Annotated in this window: 17 protein-coding genes; 2 read left to right on the top strand and 15 right to left on the bottom strand. The window is 71.4% G+C overall.

All coding sequences use genetic code 11. The annotated features are described in order from the left end of the window. Nucleotides 1-395: 395 nt before the first annotated feature. The 3 genes from AD017_RS27235 to AD017_RS27225 form a co-directional block, all read right to left on the bottom strand. On the bottom strand, nucleotides 396-797 hold the full coding sequence (locus tag AD017_RS27235) for a hypothetical protein (RefSeq protein WP_202968938.1): 402 nt from the start codon (nucleotides 795-797) through the stop codon (nucleotides 396-398). A gap of 670 nt (nucleotides 798-1,467) precedes the next feature. Next, nucleotides 1,468-2,502, bottom strand: a complete 1,035-nt coding sequence (locus tag AD017_RS27230; protein ID WP_010232232.1) for an LLM class flavin-dependent oxidoreductase — start codon at nucleotides 2,500-2,502, stop codon at nucleotides 1,468-1,470. After that, entirely contained in the window at nucleotides 2,499-3,125 is a 627-nt protein-coding gene (locus AD017_RS27225; protein WP_060576012.1) for a TetR/AcrR family transcriptional regulator, read from the bottom strand. Before AD017_RS27225 ends, AD017_RS27230 begins: the two co-directional genes overlap by 4 nt. 367 nt (nucleotides 3,126-3,492) lie before the next feature. Here AD017_RS27225 and AD017_RS27220 point away from each other — a divergent pair, with 367 nt between their 5' ends. Next, complete coding sequence (locus AD017_RS27220; RefSeq protein WP_227012605.1) at nucleotides 3,493-4,575, top strand: response regulator receiver protein; 1,083 nt, start codon at nucleotides 3,493-3,495, stop codon at nucleotides 4,573-4,575. A 165-nt stretch (nucleotides 4,576-4,740) separates the two neighbouring features. On the opposite strand, the gene AD017_RS27215 is transcribed toward AD017_RS27220, so the two are convergent. From AD017_RS27215 to AD017_RS27200, 4 genes are all read right to left on the bottom strand, one after another. Beyond that, nucleotides 4,741-5,667, bottom strand: coding sequence for an MsnO8 family LLM class oxidoreductase (locus AD017_RS27215; RefSeq protein WP_255358474.1), 927 nt, complete (start codon nucleotides 5,665-5,667; stop codon nucleotides 4,741-4,743). A gap of 457 nt (nucleotides 5,668-6,124) precedes the next feature. Continuing rightward, nucleotides 6,125-6,532, bottom strand: coding sequence for a PIN domain-containing protein (locus AD017_RS27210; RefSeq protein ID WP_060576009.1), 408 nt, complete (start codon nucleotides 6,530-6,532; stop codon nucleotides 6,125-6,127). Then, entirely contained in the window at nucleotides 6,529-6,804 is a 276-nt protein-coding gene (locus AD017_RS27205) for a type II toxin-antitoxin system Phd/YefM family antitoxin (RefSeq protein WP_060576008.1), read from the bottom strand. The genes AD017_RS27210 and AD017_RS27205 overlap by 4 nt, the downstream gene beginning before the upstream one ends. A gap of 248 nt (nucleotides 6,805-7,052) precedes the next feature. Further along, the gene (locus tag AD017_RS27200) at nucleotides 7,053-7,796 is read right to left on the bottom strand and encodes a hypothetical protein (RefSeq protein WP_060576007.1); all 744 of its coding nucleotides are present in this window, start codon (nucleotides 7,794-7,796) and stop codon (nucleotides 7,053-7,055) included. Between the two features lie 197 nt (nucleotides 7,797-7,993). On the opposite strand from AD017_RS27200, the gene AD017_RS27195 reads away from it, so the two are divergent. Further along, nucleotides 7,994-8,701, top strand: a complete 708-nt coding sequence (locus AD017_RS27195) for an ATP-binding protein (protein ID WP_060576006.1) — start codon at nucleotides 7,994-7,996, stop codon at nucleotides 8,699-8,701. A gap of 326 nt (nucleotides 8,702-9,027) precedes the next feature. Here AD017_RS27195 and AD017_RS27190 read toward each other — a convergent pair whose 3' ends face one another. The 8 genes from AD017_RS27190 to AD017_RS27155 form a co-directional block, all read right to left on the bottom strand. After that, a complete protein-coding gene (locus AD017_RS27190; protein WP_060576005.1) occupies nucleotides 9,028-9,879 on the bottom strand; it encodes an SMP-30/gluconolactonase/LRE family protein in 852 nt (283 codons plus the stop codon). Beyond that, nucleotides 9,876-11,408, bottom strand: coding sequence for a class I adenylate-forming enzyme family protein (locus tag AD017_RS27185; protein WP_060576004.1), 1,533 nt, complete (start codon nucleotides 11,406-11,408; stop codon nucleotides 9,876-9,878). The genes AD017_RS27190 and AD017_RS27185 overlap by 4 nt, the downstream gene beginning before the upstream one ends. A 63-nt stretch (nucleotides 11,409-11,471) precedes the next feature. Beyond that, nucleotides 11,472-12,146 carry a GntR family transcriptional regulator gene (locus tag AD017_RS27180; protein ID WP_227012604.1) on the bottom strand — a complete coding sequence of 225 codons (675 nt, stop codon included), beginning with the start codon at nucleotides 12,144-12,146 and terminating at the stop codon, nucleotides 11,472-11,474. 74 nt (nucleotides 12,147-12,220) lie between these two features. Beyond that, a complete protein-coding gene (locus AD017_RS27175) occupies nucleotides 12,221-13,318 on the bottom strand; it encodes a CaiB/BaiF CoA-transferase family protein (RefSeq protein WP_060576649.1) in 1,098 nt (365 codons plus the stop codon). 11 nt (nucleotides 13,319-13,329) lie between these two features. After that, nucleotides 13,330-14,067 (bottom strand): SDR family NAD(P)-dependent oxidoreductase, encoded by a 738-nt coding sequence (locus tag AD017_RS27170; RefSeq protein WP_060576003.1) that lies wholly within the window; start codon nucleotides 14,065-14,067, stop codon nucleotides 13,330-13,332. Further along, a complete protein-coding gene (locus tag AD017_RS27165) occupies nucleotides 14,064-14,573 on the bottom strand; it encodes a hypothetical protein (protein ID WP_060576002.1) in 510 nt (169 codons plus the stop codon). Before AD017_RS27165 ends, AD017_RS27170 begins: the two co-directional genes overlap by 4 nt. Further along, a complete protein-coding gene (locus tag AD017_RS27160; RefSeq protein WP_082398952.1) occupies nucleotides 14,570-15,724 on the bottom strand; it encodes a thiolase family protein in 1,155 nt (384 codons plus the stop codon). The genes AD017_RS27165 and AD017_RS27160 overlap by 4 nt, the downstream gene beginning before the upstream one ends. Continuing rightward, nucleotides 15,721-16,152 (bottom strand): Zn-ribbon domain-containing OB-fold protein, encoded by a 432-nt coding sequence (locus AD017_RS27155; protein WP_145984080.1) that lies wholly within the window; start codon nucleotides 16,150-16,152, stop codon nucleotides 15,721-15,723. The genes AD017_RS27160 and AD017_RS27155 overlap by 4 nt, the downstream gene beginning before the upstream one ends. Nucleotides 16,153-16,262 lie beyond the last annotated feature (110 nt).

Genomic DNA, 16,262 nt, shown 5'->3' with positions numbered 1-16,262 from the left:
ACATCGCCCCGGCGCATGCGAGTGACACCAGCCGCCTCTCCATGCACGTATCGGACGGGCACCGCGTCGGTGATGGCTCCACGCTCAGCCGACGCGTCCGGCTCTGCGACGACGCTCGTGCTCGTCGAGCCGATCGGTCCTCGGCACCGGTCCGACGCAGGCAGGCCCATCGCGTGATCGTCTCTACGGATCGGGGCCGACAGCGCCTGGATCAGCTGCTCACGGCTGGGCTGGGCCAGGTGCGCGGGCGGCCCTGCCGCGAGCACACCGTGCACGCGCTCGGCGAGGACGAGATCGTCATAGACCTCCGAGGGGCGCCCGACCATACCCGTCTTCGGCGCTCCCGCCCGACGGCCTCGACCGGGAGTGCCACCCCGCCACGGACGTACCGCGGCTCAGCGCGCCGAGGCTGCCTCCTCGGCACTCATCCCGCCGCCGATCCACTCCCACATCGTCCAGCGGTAGCTGCCGTCCTCCTCGACCTCGTACTCGAGGACGTCGGCGACCTGGCCGAGCCGGGCGAGCTTCTCCGAGCTCGTCTGCGCCGACCCCCACACCCCGTAGCTGGCCTTGTAGCCGGGCCCGATGGGCCGGCCGATGCCACCGCCGACCCAATCGACGATGTCGCCGGCCGAGGTCATGAACAGCACGTGCCCCTCGCCGTAGAGGATTCCGCCCGGCCGGATCGTCTGCCAGTAGGTGCCGGTGTCGGTGATCTCCTGACCCAGCAGCCTGCCCCGCCCCTGGAACGACACCTCCATCTTGACCACGCCACCCTCGGTGGGTAGCACCCGCACGCCGCTGAACTTTCCTTCCGACTCGCCCAATCGATCGCCCAACATGACTGCTCCCTTCATCGACGAACCAGATCTGCCCGCGCCTCCGTGCACCCGCCGAGACAAAGAACTGCGGCGGTGGGCCTGATGTCGAATCCACCTCGCTTCGGTCCGCCGGCATCGATCACGACGGTGTCGGAACGCCGTGTGTCCCTCGTCGTCGAGGACCATCGCGGGCTTCCCTCGATCACCGCGATGTGCGGGTTCGCGGCCCTACCGCCCGCGGGACGTATCGGCACCCCTCCACGTCATCGATTCACATGGGAGTGACCGTCACATCCCGACGGCCCGACGGGTAGCACTCGACCTTTCCTACGTCGGCCCGGTCGACCCAGAAGGCCCCTACTGCCGAGCCGGGTCCGCCGGTTCTCGTACGTCTGCAGGCGCGAGCGGCACAGAGTAGTAGCCGACCGCGAGGTCACCGGGAACATTCGTCGGAACTGTGGAAGATCAGCACTATCTCGCCGAGCTCCCGGTGACGACGCGAGATCTCGCGTCGTCCCACCAGCCGACACGCCTGCCCAGGTGAGGACGGCCTGAGCCGAAAGGGCACGGAGCGGCACGGTTCATGCGCCGCAGGCCCGGCCTGCCTCTATCGGCGCGGTGTGCGTCCCAGGCCGACGTCGCCCGGTCACACCCGTGCGGGCGGTGCGCCGACCCGTTCCCGCACGCGCGGCAGCACGTCGGCGGCGAGCCGTTCGAGCGTCGCGAGCGAGCCCTCACGGGTGCCGGTGGACTCCACGTGGAACAGGACCCGGGACACCCCCGGGACTTCCAGCCGGGCGGCGATCCGCTCCACGCACAGGTCGACCGGACCGATCGCTTCCGAGGCCAGCGCCATCTCGCCCATCTGCTCGGGCGGTGGACCGCTGCCCTCGCGCTCTTCGAGCATCACGTATTCGGAGAACGCCTGCCCGAAGAACGGCATCACCGTGTCCGTCATGTGCTCGCGGGCCTCGTCCACGGTGTCGGTGACGTGCGCGAGCACGGTTGTGCCGTGGGCAAAGGACTCCGCCGGCCTTCCGGTGGCCGCGGCGTGCTGCTCGACCAGCGGCGCCATCGCGTCCGGGCCCTGCAGCAGGAAGAACAGCAGCGGCAGGTCGTAGGACGCCGCGAGGTCGGCGTTGCGTTCCGACGACGCGGCGAGATACACGGGCGGATGCGGCCGGGTAAGTGGGCGCGGACCGGGCGCGACCTCGCGGAACCGGTATCGCTCCCCGTCCGCCGACACCCGCCCGTCGAACGAGCGCATCAGCAGCTCCAGCGCCTCCGGCATGCCCTCCCGCCAGTGGTCCAGCGACCGGTCCAACGCCTCGTAGTCGACGACCGGCCCGCCGCGCCCGACCCCGAGGTCGAACCGGCCGCCGGAGACCTGGTCGAGCAGAGCGGTCTGCTCGGCGACGGCGACCGGGGAGTGTGTGGGCAGGATCGTCACCGCCGTCCCGACACGCATCCGCTCGGTCCGTCCGAGCAGGTGCGCGGCCAGCGTCAGCCCCGATGGGTTCACACCGTAGGAGATGAAGTGGTGCTCAGTGGTCCACAGGTCGTCGAAGCCCAGCTCCTCGGCGCGGGCGGCGAGAGCGAGCGCGGTCTGCAGCACCTCGCCATCGTCGTGGCCCGGGAAGCGGTGGGTGAACAGCAGCAGGCCGAATCGGGGATCGGTCATCGGGGTTCTCCGGTCTCGGGGGTGGGGCCGAGCAGGCCGTCGAGCACGGTCTGCAGGTGGGGTCCGAACAGCTCGGGCTGCGGTTCGCCCGGCGCCCGGTCGGCTTCGCGGATGGCGGCGTGCAGAGCCGGGAACCGCTCAGGGTCCGAGCCGCGCATCATGGCGCGCCCCCAGGAGCCCGGGCATCGCTGGTGCGAGGTGAGCAGCTCGCCGTAGGCGAACTCCCACAGCAACATGTTCGCCGACAGCGCGGCCGCTCCCTGCAGTCCGGACGCGGCCAGGATCCGGTCGATGACCGGGACGATGCGGGGGCTGGCGAGCCCCTCCTGCGCGAGCGCGGTCACGATCCAGGGCTCGTGCTGCGCGGCGGTGTGCACGGCGTGCATGAGCACGGTGATCTCGGATCGGGGGTCCTCGACGGGTGCCGGGATCTCGATCCGCGCGGCGACCGTGTCCAGCATCGCCAGCACGAGCGACTGCCGGTCGGCCACGTGCCGGTAGAGCGCCATCGGGGACCGGCCCAGCTCGTCGGCGATGCGGCGCATGCTCAGCGCGGACATCCCGTCGGTGCGAGCGATGCCGAGTGCGACATCGACGATCGTCGGCAGATCGAGCAGGCCCATCCCACGTCGACGCGGTAGGCCGGAAGCCGGGCTGTAGGGCATCGCCGGGCCCCCGTCTGACCGGAACGTGTTTACGTCGTACGCATCAGGTTAGCCTAACTAACCCCGGAGGGAAACTCCGTCACGGCGACGGACGTGCACGTCCGACCTCGGCGCGGGCGCCTCTGCTCGGCGCTGCACGTAACCGGCTCGCTGCCGGGCGGAGGTCAGCCGCCACCCTGAGACGCGACCAGCGCCCCGGCCGCGTGGCTCTCTGGTCGGGATCGACCTACCAACGAAACGATAGTTTCGTAGGTCAGAGATAGCGAGTATCAATACCTGAAACCAAGTAATTAGTTTGCATAACCGAACTGCTACGCTGTTCGACGTGACCGACACCGCCGTACGCTGCGGATACAGCCGCTGCCGCGCCGAGCTCGCACCTCCCGGCCCCCAGGGCGGCCGACCCCGCTCGTTCTGCCGCGACACCCGCTGGGAGGGCGGGCGCACGTGCTCGCAGATGGCCCGCGCCGAACGCGACGCATTGGGCACGCTCGGCCTCGACACCGGCTCGGGAGCGTTCGCCCTCGACGCCGACCGGCTACGGGAGCACGTCGCCACCGTCGCCGGCCCGGTCGCGGAGCTCTCCGCGGCGTTGGCCGCGGTGGGGGAGCGGCTCGACGAAGTCGAGCGTGACGCTCTGGTCGCCACCGAGGCGGCCCGCACGAAGGCAGCCGAGGCGGATGCGGCCCGCCAGGAGGCCGAGGCCGCACGTGACACGGCCGTGGTCCGGGCGCGTGAGGCGGACAAGGACGCGGCGGAGGCCCGCCGGGAACGCACCGAGGCCGTCACCCGGGCCGAGGAGTCCGCGCGCGCAGCCATCGAGGCCACCGAGGCGCTCGGCGCCGCCCGCCAGCAGGCTGCCGCCGCCGAGGACGCCCGGGACAGGGCCCTCGACGGCCACCGGCGGGCGGACGAGCGAGCGGTCACCGCCGACCGGGACCGCGAAGCAGCTGTGCTTGCCGCCCGCACAGCCGAGCACGAGCGCGACACCGCCCACCGCGAGATCGCCCAGACCACCCGTGCCCGCGACCAGGCCACCGACGATCTGGCCACGCTGCGCGCAGCTCACGAGCAGTTGCGTACCGAGCGGGACCGGCTCGCCGAGACCACCGCCGAACAGCGCAGTCGTCTCACCGCGAAGCAGGAGGTGCTCGACGACGCCCGTGCCACCGCCGAGCAGCTGCGCGACCAGTACGCGTCGGCCACTGCGGCCGCGGAGCGTGCACGCGAGGAGCACCGCAGCCTGGCCACCCAGCTCGACCAGGCTCGTCGTGAGCGCGACGACCAGGCCGCCGAACTCGCCCAGCTACGCGCGGCCACGACCGACGTCGCCGACGGTGACACCCCGAGGCGCATGCACCCCGAGGACCTCGCGGCGCTGACCGCGGCGATGCGCGGACAGCACTGACACACCCGACAGCCCGCTGAGTCCGGTACGTGCCCGGGAACGAACACGACGCGCCCGGGCACGGGCACGGCCGACCGACTGGGCACGGACCCGGGCAGGACGCGTCGGCCGCGGCGATCGCTTCTGGTCGCAACACCTCTCCGCGTCCGGGACGCCTATGGCCGCCTAACCGTGCCCGGCGACAAGACGGTACGAGCGCGACCGGGCATCGTGATCGAACACCGGTGTCGACACGATCAGTTCGTCGGCCCCGGTCCGTTCGCGGAGCTCGGCAAGCCCCCGGCCGACGTCGTCCCCGTCGCCGATCAGGAAGCCCTTCGTCGCTCTGTAGTACTCCTCGAGCAGCCGCGGGTCGGTCGGGCGGTCACGGGCCGCGATGTCGGGATCAGGCAGGAAGACACGGCGCTTGTACACCACTCGCTGCATGACCTTCATGCGATGCGACTCCGCGAGGTGCTCGGCCTCGCGGCGGGTGTCGGCGGCGATGACGCCCACGGACACCGCGAGGTGCTTGCGGGCGGACGCCCTCTCGGCCTGCTCGTGATACTCCGTGACCGCGGCATCGGTCGCACCGACGTTGAGGTGCCCTCCGAACGCGTAGGGCAGTCCACGCTGCGCGGCGAGTGCGGCGCTGATCGTCCCGGTTCCCGGAATCCACAACTGAGGCTCGTACCCGTAGCCGGTCACCGAACGCACCCCGAGGTGGTACTCCTGGCGAAAACGACTCGTGAGCGCGTCGATCTGCGCGGCCACACCGGAGACGGAGTCATCGCGCTCAGCCCGGATGGCGTCCGCGGCCGCGCGCGGACCCCCGAGAGAGCGCCCCAGGCACAGGTCGATCCGATCCGGGTACAGGGCCTCCAGCGTGCCGAATCGCTCCGAGACGAGAAGAGGCGGGTGGTGGGGTAGCAGGACGCCGGCCGCGCCGATTCGCACTCTCGTCGTAGCGCCGGCCGCCGCTGCGCACACGACCTCGGGAGAGCAGCCGGCGACAGCCCTCATCCCGTGTGTCTCCGCAGTCCAGTAGCGGCCGAAGCCGAACCGCTCGGCGAGTTTCGCCAGATCGACGGCCCTCGCCAGAGCCTCCCGCACTGAGGATCCCTCGACGATCGGAGCCGTGTCATGCACCGTCAACAGTCCTGGGTGCAAGAACCTCACCACAGAGACTCAGTCACAGTCTCGCCCGGCTGTAAAGATGGACAGTTCGTCGTCGCCCGAAGGATCGACCACGGTCGAACTCTGGACACCCGCGCCGGTGCCGACACCAGGCCGGCCACGAGGGGGCGGGCGCCTCCACAACCGACTCGGCCGTTCACGCCCCCGCGACCAACCTTTGATCGCGCCCGTCGATCGGTGCCCGGCCCACCTGCCCGTCACCACCGGTCGCCGCGCCAGGAGACCTACGCCTGCAGCGCCCCGAGGAACGCACGGCGCCATCTCGGAGAAGACGGGCCGTCAGCGGGATCGTGACGGCGTCGTCCGAGATGAGTCGGTGAAGCCCGTCGGGTGGAGGCGACGGTGTCGTGGCCACGCGACTTCCAGAGAGTCGCTAGTGGATCGGAATCACCGTGACCGCTGCCTCCAGGCCCTTGAGGTCGGCGGCGTTCCTGGTGAGCAGGGGTAGGCGGTGGCATGCTGCGGTGGCTGCGATGAGCAGGTCCATCGCCCTCGGTGCGGGCTTCCTGCCCACCGACCGGACCATCTGGGCCATGGCGCCGTACATCTCGGTCACCTCCAGATCCACCGGTAGGGCGGTGTAGTTGTCCTGTATACGTTGCAGCCGTCTGCGTCGAGCCAGTAGCTCCAGGGCATTGGGCGCGGTGTTGAGGCCGTCGTACAGCTCGGCCAGCACCAGGATGCTGGTGGACAACCCCTCGGCGTGGGCGGCGAAACCGTCGGAAGGCGGCTCGATCCACACCGAGGTGTCCACCAGCACGTGATGGTGCCGCCCGGTCACCGCTCGCGTCCGCTGTACGGATCCTGGATGTCGTCGGACAGCGTTTCCCGATCTCGCCGCCACGCCTCGGCATCGATGACCGGGTCGTCGGCCAGCAGTCGATCCATCTCCTCGGCCGGCACCACGGTCCGTCGCTGATGCCGCTGGTGGGGCACCAGGTCCGCCACCGGCTGCCCATTGACCGTGACGGTGAACGACTCGCCCGAGGCCACCCGTTTCATCACCTCGGCGTTGTCGTTGCGCAGCTGGGACTGCTTGATGGTCTCGCCCATGCTACGAGCGTAGCGCCTCGTGAGCGATCTGCGCAGATGTGCTATCAGTCGCTATGTGCGGACGTGGTGTTGGAGCTAACCCAGGATTCGATCAACTCTCGGACTGCCCGAATGCACCAGGTGAGCCGGCGCGTTGGCCCGGAGAAACGCACCAACGGACGGACTTACCGAGTTGCTGCGGTCTTGGGCATCGGCGAGCGCCCGCGTGCCTCGGGTCGCCACGAGATCAGGCAGTGCGGCCGGATCGGCTACCTGCCCGCTGCGCCGCCAGCGTCTCGCTCGGCCTCGTATTCGGCCCGGTGGTACCTGGCCGGGTGGACGATGCGACCGGTGTCGTTGCGGTGCGGGACCGGAGCGCCACACCACTGGCACTCACCCGACTCGTCGTAGCTCAGCTGCTCGAGCAGACGGGCGTCGGGTTCGGACCGTTCGCGATACCGGTGATCGATGTTGCCGGTGGCGAATGCGGGCGAGTACGGCGACGAGCCCACATCCCCGCGAACCTCCTGCGGCTGAGCAGGCGGTACGGGAGTCGGCGCCGGGTGCCCAGGGCCGCCGACGGCGACGCGGATCGCTTCCTCGACATCGAGTGCGTGCCAGTCGCGCGGATGCACCGCGTGCCCGTTCTGGGCCCGGTGCGCGCCGGCATGGCCGCACCACATACAGCCCCCGATCGCGTCGACCGTCGCCCTGGACTCGATGTCGGCACGGATACCGGCGGCCCGCGCCTCGGCAGCCGCTCGCTTCTCATCCTGTGCGGCACTGATCTTCCCGACGACGGTGAACACCACTGCCAGCACGATGACGCCCACCAACACGCTGCCTAGTACCGGAGAGGCCTCGAACGCCTTGCCGATGAACCCGACCACCATGACGAGGCTGATCACGCCGAGGCAGCCCAGGCACCCACCGCCGCCCGCCCCACCAGCGTTCTGGGTGTTCGCCTGACTCACGTTGACGTTGACGTTGACCGGTCCGTTGCGGTCGACCATGTCGGGCCTTCCGAGCGCGCAGATATGGAACTGACAGCCGTTCAGCGCCGCCAGGCACTACGCCGTTAGCACCACTGATCAGAACTGATGACACGTGGCCACCGACATACCCGGACTCGCAGGGTGAGGCGGAGCTGCGCGAGACCCTCAACTACTTCGCACGCAACGGCGGGAGTTCGCTCGGCGGCTTCATCGGGTTGCTCGAGGAACTGCCCGACGGGCTGACCAGCCTCCGCAACGGAGCGCGGCTGGCCGCGGAGATGCCCGACGCCCTGCGCGCCGCGATGATCAACGATCCGCTGCTCGGTAGATCGGGAGAACCCCTCGATCCCGGTGTGCTCCTGACCCCCGCGCCCGGCCGGCGAGCACGCGTATCGGTGATCAGCTTCGTCGGTCTTCCGGCGGCGGCGCAGCGCGAGAGCTTCGTCAACCAGCTCCAGATGGCGCTGTTCTCCTGGATCAAGGCCAACCCCGCCGGTGACCGACCACTGGGTGGTCTGTTCGTCATGGACGAGGCGCAGAACTTCGCCTCGTCAGGGGCCTACACCGCCTGCACCGCGAGCACCATCGCCCTCGCGTCACAGGCCAGGAAGTACGGGCTCGGGCTGATCTTCGCTACCCAGGCACCGAAGGGGCTGCACAACCGCGTCTCGGGCAACGCGGCGACCCAGTTCTATGGCTTCCTCAACGCCTCCGCCCAGATCGCAGCGGCCACGGAGCTGGCCAGAGCCAAGGGAGGGCGCGTCGACGACATCTCGCGGCTTGACGCTGGCCAATTCTATGTCGCATCCGAGGGCACCGGCTTCCAGCGCATCCGCGTCCCGCAATGCCTCAGCCACCACCCACCGAGCCCACCGACCGAGGAGGAGGTCGTCGCGAAAGCGGCACGCGGCCTCGACATGTAGCGCCGACAGACCACCTACCGCGGCCGGGCCACCGTCCGATCTTGCTCGTCGATGTGCGCGAGGTGTGCGCATCGACGGGCAAGCACGCAGACGTCAGGACGGCGTCGCTGGCCACGCCTGCCGCACGGCACTCGCCAGCAGTGGACGCGAACCTGCGGGCCCGAGGCCAGCCGATCGCTCCCACGGACGAGCCCCTGTCGCCGAACACCTCGAGGACCCGCGAGGCCTACGGGAACGTGGCGGGGCCGGTGGACGGCGGGGCACTGCCACCAAGAGCGCGCTCGGCAGTGGGACCACTTCGACGCAAACGGCGACGTCGTCGTCGTTCAGACTGCGCCAGCGTCGCGAGGACAGCGGCCCGGGCTTGTCGCGGTGCGCTCGCAGACGAGCACCCGCCCACCCTTCGCCGCGGTGACGATCAGCAGGTCCAGCGACGGGCCGGCGAAGCACAGATTGGTCGGGAACATGGGTTCGTCGAACGCGATCTTTTCCACGATTGCGCTGTCCCGGTCGAACACCACCACCGCGTTCGCGTCGGGAACCGCGGCGTAGATCCGCCCCTCCGCGTCGAGAGTCAGACCGTCAGGGCCACCTTCCGGCACCATCAGGGGGACTCCGGTAGTTACCAGGCGTCCGCCCTCCCAGCGATACCGGCTGACCACGCCGAGAGAGGTTTGAGCGAGGTAGAGCTCGTCCGCGGCGAAGGCGAGACCGTTGGGGAAATCGAGGCCGCCCAGAACCACCTCGACGGCCCCTGTCTCCCGATCCAGGGCGCAGACGCGGCCGTGCGCGGTGTCTCCGGGCGGACCCGGGTCGGTGAACCAGATCCGGCCGTCCGGTCCGAGAGCGAGATCGTTCGGGGCCTGCGCATCCGGCACGGCCACGTCCCGGACACCGTTCCCGTCGAGGCGCTGGAGCCCCGGCCGGGCCGGCCGCTCCGAGCTGCTTGCCCGGACCGCGCCCCCGTTCTGGGCGACCCAGACCTCGCCACGGTCGTCCTCGGCCAGCCCGTTGGGGCCCCCACCGACATCGATGCTCGACTTCACGCCGCCGTCGAGCCCGATCTCGAGCACCGCACCCCGCGACAACGCGACGACGAGGAGCCGCCCGTCGGAGGTCCACAGCGGTCCCTCGGTGAATCCGACCCCCGCGGCCAGGGTCGTGGTCGTGACGGTCACGGGGTACCTCCGGAGAGCTTGTCGCGCAGGAGCCGCTTGCTGAACTTGCCGGTGTCGGTGAGCGGGATGTCGGTCTGATCGACGAGCTCGATGCGGTCCGGGACCTTGTAGCTCGCCGCGCGCTCCCGGACGTGGGTGTCGAGCCGGGCGGCCAGGTCGGGCGGCGGTGTGCCGCGGGGGATCACCGCGGCGACCATTTGCTCGCTGCCCAGGTCGTCCTCGATCCCGACCACGAAGGCCTGGTCGACGCCGGGATGGCTGCACAGCAGCTCCTCGACCTCGACGGGCGCGATGTTGATCCCCTTGACCTTCAGCAGCTCCTTGCTCCGGCCGACGACCCGCAGCCGTCCGTCGGCGTCGAGGGTTCCGAGATCCCCGGTACGCAGCCAGCCGCCCGCGCGGAACGCGCCCTCGCCGAGTGCCGGGTCGCCGAGGTAGCCGTCGATCACGCAGCCGCGCAGCTCGATCTCCCCGGAGTCCCCGGCGGGCACGGTCCGGCCCTCACCGTCGACGATCCGGATCTTCTGGGAGTCGAGCACCCGGCCTGCGGTGCCCAGGACGACCTCGGGCGGGTCACCCGACTCGGTCATCGTCGAGTGGCCGTAGGCCTCGGTGAGCCCGTAGACGCTGCAGATCCCGGCGACACCGAGATCGTCGAGGACCAGTCGCCGGTCCTCGCGGGTGAAACCGGTTGTACCGGTCCGTAGCGCTGAGATGTCGTAGCGGCCGAACCCGGGGGCGGCCAGCAGGTTCCGGGTGGTCGGTCCGAACCCGTAGTAGACGCTGCAGCGCTCCCGCTCGATGAACTCCAGCGAGGTGTCCCCAGCGGGCCGCTCCTCGACACACAGGGTGACGCCGTGCAGGAAAGCCACCGGCAGCGCGTTCGAACAGCCGTAGCCGAAGAAGAACGGGGCGGAGATCCACAGCCGGTCCCCGGCGACCAGGTGCTGGCGACGTCCGATCTCCGTCGCGTTGCGGAGCAGGCGGTCGTGGCGCAGGGGCACGGGCTTCGGCCGCGACGTCGACCCGCTGGTGAACAGCACGTAGGCGAGGCCGTCGGGACGCGCGCCCGGTGCGGACGACGCACCGATGCCCGGCGCAGGGATCGCGGGCAGCGCCTCGTCGGCCCGCCAGACGAGGATGTTCGGCCGCCCCGCGGCGGCGAGCTCCGTGAGGGTGTCGCGGCCGAACACCGACTCGTCGGCCACCACCAGGGCGATGGCGGCCTCGTCGAGCACGTGGGCGATCTCCGTCGAGCGGTACCAGGTGTTGATCGGGACGACGGTCGCTCCCGCCCGTTGCACGGCCAGCGCGGAGACGATCCAGCGCAGGCCGTTCGGCAGCAGCACCCCGATCCGGTGCCCGGGTCGTACCCCGCCCGCGGTCAGGCCGTCGGCGACGGCCCGGACCTTGCCGGCGAGCTCGGACCAGGTCACCCGACCCTCAGGTGCCACGACCGCCTCGCCGCCGGGGTCGGTGATGGCGCGCAGGTCGATGACTTCGGGCAGGGTGGTCGGAACAGACGTCATGGCACAGTCCGTTTCTGATTTTTGATCAAGTCGGCGGGCGCCGTATCGCAGCCTCGCCGACGATCAGTTCGACAGGATCCCGTTGCGCTTGAGGACGGCGACGACCTCGTCGCCCTCGGCGCGCGCGTGTTCCTGGTTGAGATGGTCGGCCGCGGCGCCGTCGCGGGCCCGCAGCGCCTCGATGATCGCCGCGTGCTGCCGCGTCGCGGACGGGCTCGCGGCCTGGGGGATGCCGTAGACCTCGCGTGGGAGGTTGTGCGAGAGCTGGCGCAGCACCGACAGCGTCCGCCTGCTCGCCCCGGTGTGGTTGATCAGGGAGTGGAACTCCCAGTTCAGATCGTGCACCAGGTCCGGGTCGTCAGTGCTGGACATCCTCCTGTGCAGCTCGTCGAGCCTGGTCAGGACCGGTTCGGTGATCCGTCGCGCGGCACCGGCGGAGGCGAGGCCCTGGGCCATACCGTAGAGCCGGTAGTGGTCCTCGATGTCCTCGGAGCGGATGGGGACGACGAAGGTCCCCCGGTGCGGCTCGGCGGCGACCAGCCCGTCGGTCTCGAGGGTGATCAGCGCTTCGCGCACCGGCAGGCGGCTGACCCCGAGCTCGGCTGCGATCGCGTCCTGGGGGATGCGCTGCTCGGCCGAGAGCCGACCGTCGAAGATCATCGATCGGATGTGCTCGGCGACCTCGACTGCCATCGACCGGCGCTGCACCCCGCGCCCTGTGGTGGACCGCGCGGGCATGTTCTCTCCTCGCCGTCGACGGCCGGAACCTGAATAATCTATCAGGTCGATCGGTCCCGACCGGCTCGCCGCGGTCATCGGGTCCCCCCGGTGTCGATACCCCACTGGTCGAGGACCTCGGCGGCGGGGGCGGGGGACTGCACGCGCAGCGGCGTCCGGTCCAGCCGCGGCGCGGGCGCAGGCTGCGGTCCCCCGGGACCCGGGCACAGCGTGCCGCGGGCGGCGATCTGCGGGTCGTCGGGCGCCTCGGCCATGCTCAGCACAGGGGTGACGCAGGCGTCGCGGGCGGCGAACACCGCGGTCCACTCCTCGCGGGTGCGGCCGGCGAAGGCCGCCGCCACGTGCTTCTTCAGCTCGGGCCAGCGTTCCCGGTCCCACTGGCCGGGCAGCTCGGCCGGGTCGAGACCGAGTCCGTCGAGCAGCCGGGCCCAGAACTGGGGCTCGATCGCACCGACCGCCATGTACTCGTCGTCGGCGGTCGGATAGACGTCGTAGAACGGGGCGCCCGAGTCGATGTCGTTGGTGCCCGGTTCACCCGACCAGCGTCCTTGCGCGGCCCGGCTCCAGATCCCGGTCATGAGCAGGCTGATCCCGTCGGTCATGGCGGCGTCGACGACCTGCCCGCGTCCGGATCCGCCGCGTTCGAGCAGCGCGGTGGTGATGCCGAAGGCGAGCAGCATCCCGCCACCGCCGTAGTCGCCGACCAAGTTGAGCGGCGGGACGGGGGCTTCACCGCGGCGGGCGATGGAGCGCAGCGCACCGGTGACGGCCAGGTAGTTGATGTCGTGGCCGGCCTCGCGCGCCCGCGGGCCTTCCTGGCCCCATCCGGTCATCCGGCCGTAGACCAGGCGCGGGTTCAGAGCCAGGCACTCGGCGGGGCCGAGGCCGAGCCGTTCCATCACCCCCGGCCGGAAGCCCTCGATCAGCACGTCGGCGCGCCGGACCAGGTCGACGGCGCTCTGGTGCCCGGCATCGGTCTTGAGGTCCAGACCGACCCACGGACGGCCGCGAGTCAGTGCCCCGCCGTCCACCGGGCCCGCCGGCCGGTCGACCCGGACCACGTCGGCGCCCGCGTCGGCGAGCAGCATCGCCGCGAACGGGCCGGGGCCCAGCCCGGCGAACTCGACGACCCGGATCCCGTGCAGCGGGCCGCGCGTCGTGTCGGAAACCACGTCCTCGTCCTTCACTGTCCACCCTCCGAGTACGGGGAGCCGATGCTGCGGCCGCCGCATGCGACGAGCACCTGCCCGGTGACATAACCGGCGGCTGCGAGGTAGGCGACGGCGCCGGCGGCGTCCTCAGGTGTCCCGGCCCGGCCGACCGGGATCGCGTCCAGGGTCCGGCGGCGGATCTCCGGTGGCAGCCCGCCGGTCATGGGGGTCTCGACGAACCCAGGGGCCACGGCGTTGACGGTGATCCCCTGTGGCCCCAGCTCGAGTGCCAGGGAGCGGGTCGCGCCGACCAGGCCGCCCTTCGCGGTGGAGTAGGCGGTCGAACCGAACGTGCCCAGCCAGGCCCGCGAGGCGACGTTGACGATCGAGCCCCGGCCACGCTCTGCCATCCCTACGGCGACGAGCCTGGCCAGTGCCAGCGGCCCCACGAGGTTGATCCCGATCAGGCCGCGGAACAACGCCGGGTCCAGCTTGTGGATCCGCGCGTCCCGCAACACGCCCGCGCAGTTGACCAGCAGGTCCGCCCCGCCCAGCGCGTCGGCCCGGGCGACCGCCGCCCGCCGCGACCCCGCATCGGTGACGTCCAGGACGCAGGATTCGACGCCGGGCCCGATCGCCGCGGCGGTGGTCGCCACCGCCGCCGGGTCGAGATCAGCGAGCAGCACGGTGAACCCGTCTGCCGCGAGACGTGCGCAGACCGCCCGGCCGATGCCGCCTGCTCCTCCGGTGACCAGTGCCGTCGGGCTCACGGGCGCAGCCTCCCCAGATCGGTGCCTGCGGTCAGGTAGATCTCCTGGCCGGTGACCGCGTCGCCGCCCTCGCCCGCCAGGACGGTGAGCTGGGCGGCGAGCGCGGCGACGGCCGGGGCGGCCGGGTCGAGGGCCACCACGTTGACGCTCACCCGGTCCCGGGCGAGCTCGATGGCCAGCGTGCGGGCCATCGAGAGGATCCCGTTCGCGACGGCCGACGCAGCGGCGCCGCCCGCGACGGCCATCAGCGGGGTGTGCGGCAGGACGAACACGAGCCGGTCGACCTCGCCGAGCACCGCCTGCACGTCGGCGAGGACGGCGTCGAGCGGGCCGGCGACCTCCTCGTCGAGCCGGTCGTCGGTCAGCTCGGCGAGCGGGATCGTTGCCGGGACCCGGGGGACCACGACCGCGACCGAGGCGGCGGGGCGGGCCCGGGCGAGCGCGTCGCGGACGCTGGGGACCAGCGTTCCCGCGCCGCGGACGACGGCGGGGGAGATGGTGCTCATGCCGTCATCACCACCGTGGTGACCGACCCGCCGTCGGTGCCGTTGACCGTCCCGCCCTTGCAATAGGCCAGCCCCGTCCGTGCGCCCTCGACCTGACGTCCACCCGCGGTGCCGCGCAGCTGCCAGGTGAGCTCGCAGACCTGCGCCGCACCCGTCGCGCCGACGGGGTGGCCGCGCGAGAGCAACCCACCGCTCGGGTTGACCGGCAACCTGCCCCCGAGTGCGGTCACCCCCTCCGCGGCCCAGGCGGCGCCGCGGCCGCGCGGCACCAGGCCCAGCCCCTCCATCCGGACGATCTCGGCGATCGTGAAGCAGTCGTGCATCTCGACGAGGTCGATGTCTGCCGGGCCGACGCCGGAGAGCCGCCAGGCCTCCTCGCCCGCCCGGCGAGAGACGTCCTCGGCGTTGAGATCACCCAGGCCGGTCTGCACCGAGCCGCTGATTTGGCCGACGCCGAGCACCCGCGGGCCGCCGGTGCCGAGCCCGAGCCTGCGCAGACCCGCCGGGGTGCACAGCAGCACCGCTGCCGCGCCGTCGGAGATCGGGCTGCAGTCCAGCAGGCCGAGCGGCTCGGCGATCGGTCGCGCGCCCAGGACCTGCTCCAGGGTGACGGGCTTCTGGTACTGCGCCCACGGGTTGTGCACGGAGTGGGCGTGGTTCTTCACCGCCACCGCCGCGATCTGTTCCCGGGTGGCGCCGTGCTCGGCCATGTAGCGCCGAGCGCTCATCGCGTGCCCGGCGGCCATCACGTAGCCGACGGCGGCGTCGAGGTCGCCAGGGTCGGGACGGACCCCGCCGGCGACACGGTCGGTCATCTTCTCGACGCCGATCACCAGGGCCACGTCGTGCAGGCCCGCGGCGAGCGCGACCCAGGCCTCACGGATCGCGGTGGCGCCGCTGGCGCAGTAGTTCTCGTGGTTGGACACCGGGCGGCCGTCGAGGCCCAGCTGGGCGGCGATCCGCTGACCGGCGACGGGGCCGCCGAAGACGTGCCCGACATAGAGGCCCTCGACGGCCGCCAGATCGGCGCCGGCGTCGGAGAGCGCCTCCCGCGCCGCCCCCAGCGCCATCGCCTCGAGCGTGACGTCGGCCGGGTACTTGCCGAAGCGGACCATGCCGGCACCGGCGACGTGGGCGGGAGCGAGGCTCACGGCGCCACCTGCCCGACGGCGCGGAAGCAGAACCCGACCAGCCCGGTGCCGTCCTCGGCGGTGCCGAAACCGGTGAGCTCGAGGTCGACCGGCATGTCCAGCTCGACCCCCTCCGGCGCGATGCCGACGACCTGTGCCATCAAGCGCACCTCGTCGGCGGGCAGGTCGACCCAGGCGAGCGTGTAGGGCACCTCGGTACCCGGGGGCGCCTGGCGCACCACGGTGAACGAGTGCACCCGCCCGCTCGTCGAGAGCTCGGCGGGCGCGACGACCCCGGTCCGGCAGGCCGGGCAGAAGGTCCGTGCGGGGAAGGCCGCGGCACCGCAGTCGGTGCAGCGTGACCCGAGCAGCCGGGGTGGATCGAGGGCGAGCAGGCCTTCACGAAACGGCCGGCCACGGGGGGTCGGTGAGGTGTCGGCGGACGGCATCGATGCCTCCAGGACGGCGAGTGGGTCCGGCGGCACGCGCCCGACCGATGACTGATCTTTGATACAAGTTGCGTGAAGTTCAAGCTTGCCTCGGCGGGAGATGTCTGTGA

It is taken from the genome of Pseudonocardia sp. EC080619-01, assembly GCF_001420995.1.
Taxonomy (GTDB): Bacteria; Actinomycetota; Actinomycetes; order Mycobacteriales; family Pseudonocardiaceae; genus Pseudonocardia.
The sequence above is the reverse complement of the archived record's forward strand: the minus strand, read 5'-3'. Positions and strand labels throughout refer to the sequence as shown.

Coding starts and splice junctions, on each gene's coding strand:
- AD017_RS27185 (WP_060576004.1), bottom strand. CDS start 11,408: ATGACGTCTGTTCCGACCACCCTGCCCGAAGTCATCGACCTGCGCGCC.
- AD017_RS27180 (WP_227012604.1), bottom strand. CDS start 12,146: ATGCCCGCGCGGTCCACCACAGGGCGCGGGGTGCAGCGCCGGTCGATG.
- AD017_RS27205 (WP_060576008.1), bottom strand. CDS start 6,804: ATGGGCGAGACCATCAAGCAGTCCCAGCTGCGCAACGACAACGCCGAG.
- AD017_RS27230 (WP_010232232.1), bottom strand. CDS start 2,502: ATGACCGATCCCCGATTCGGCCTGCTGCTGTTCACCCACCGCTTCCCG.
- AD017_RS27200 (WP_060576007.1), bottom strand. CDS start 7,796: ATGGTCGACCGCAACGGACCGGTCAACGTCAACGTCAACGTGAGTCAG.
- AD017_RS27165 (WP_060576002.1), bottom strand. CDS start 14,573: ATGAGCACCATCTCCCCCGCCGTCGTCCGCGGCGCGGGAACGCTGGTC.
- AD017_RS27225 (WP_060576012.1), bottom strand. CDS start 3,125: ATGGGCCTGCTCGATCTGCCGACGATCGTCGATGTCGCACTCGGCATC.
- AD017_RS27155 (WP_145984080.1), bottom strand. CDS start 16,152: ATGCCGTCCGCCGACACCTCACCGACCCCCCGTGGCCGGCCGTTTCGT.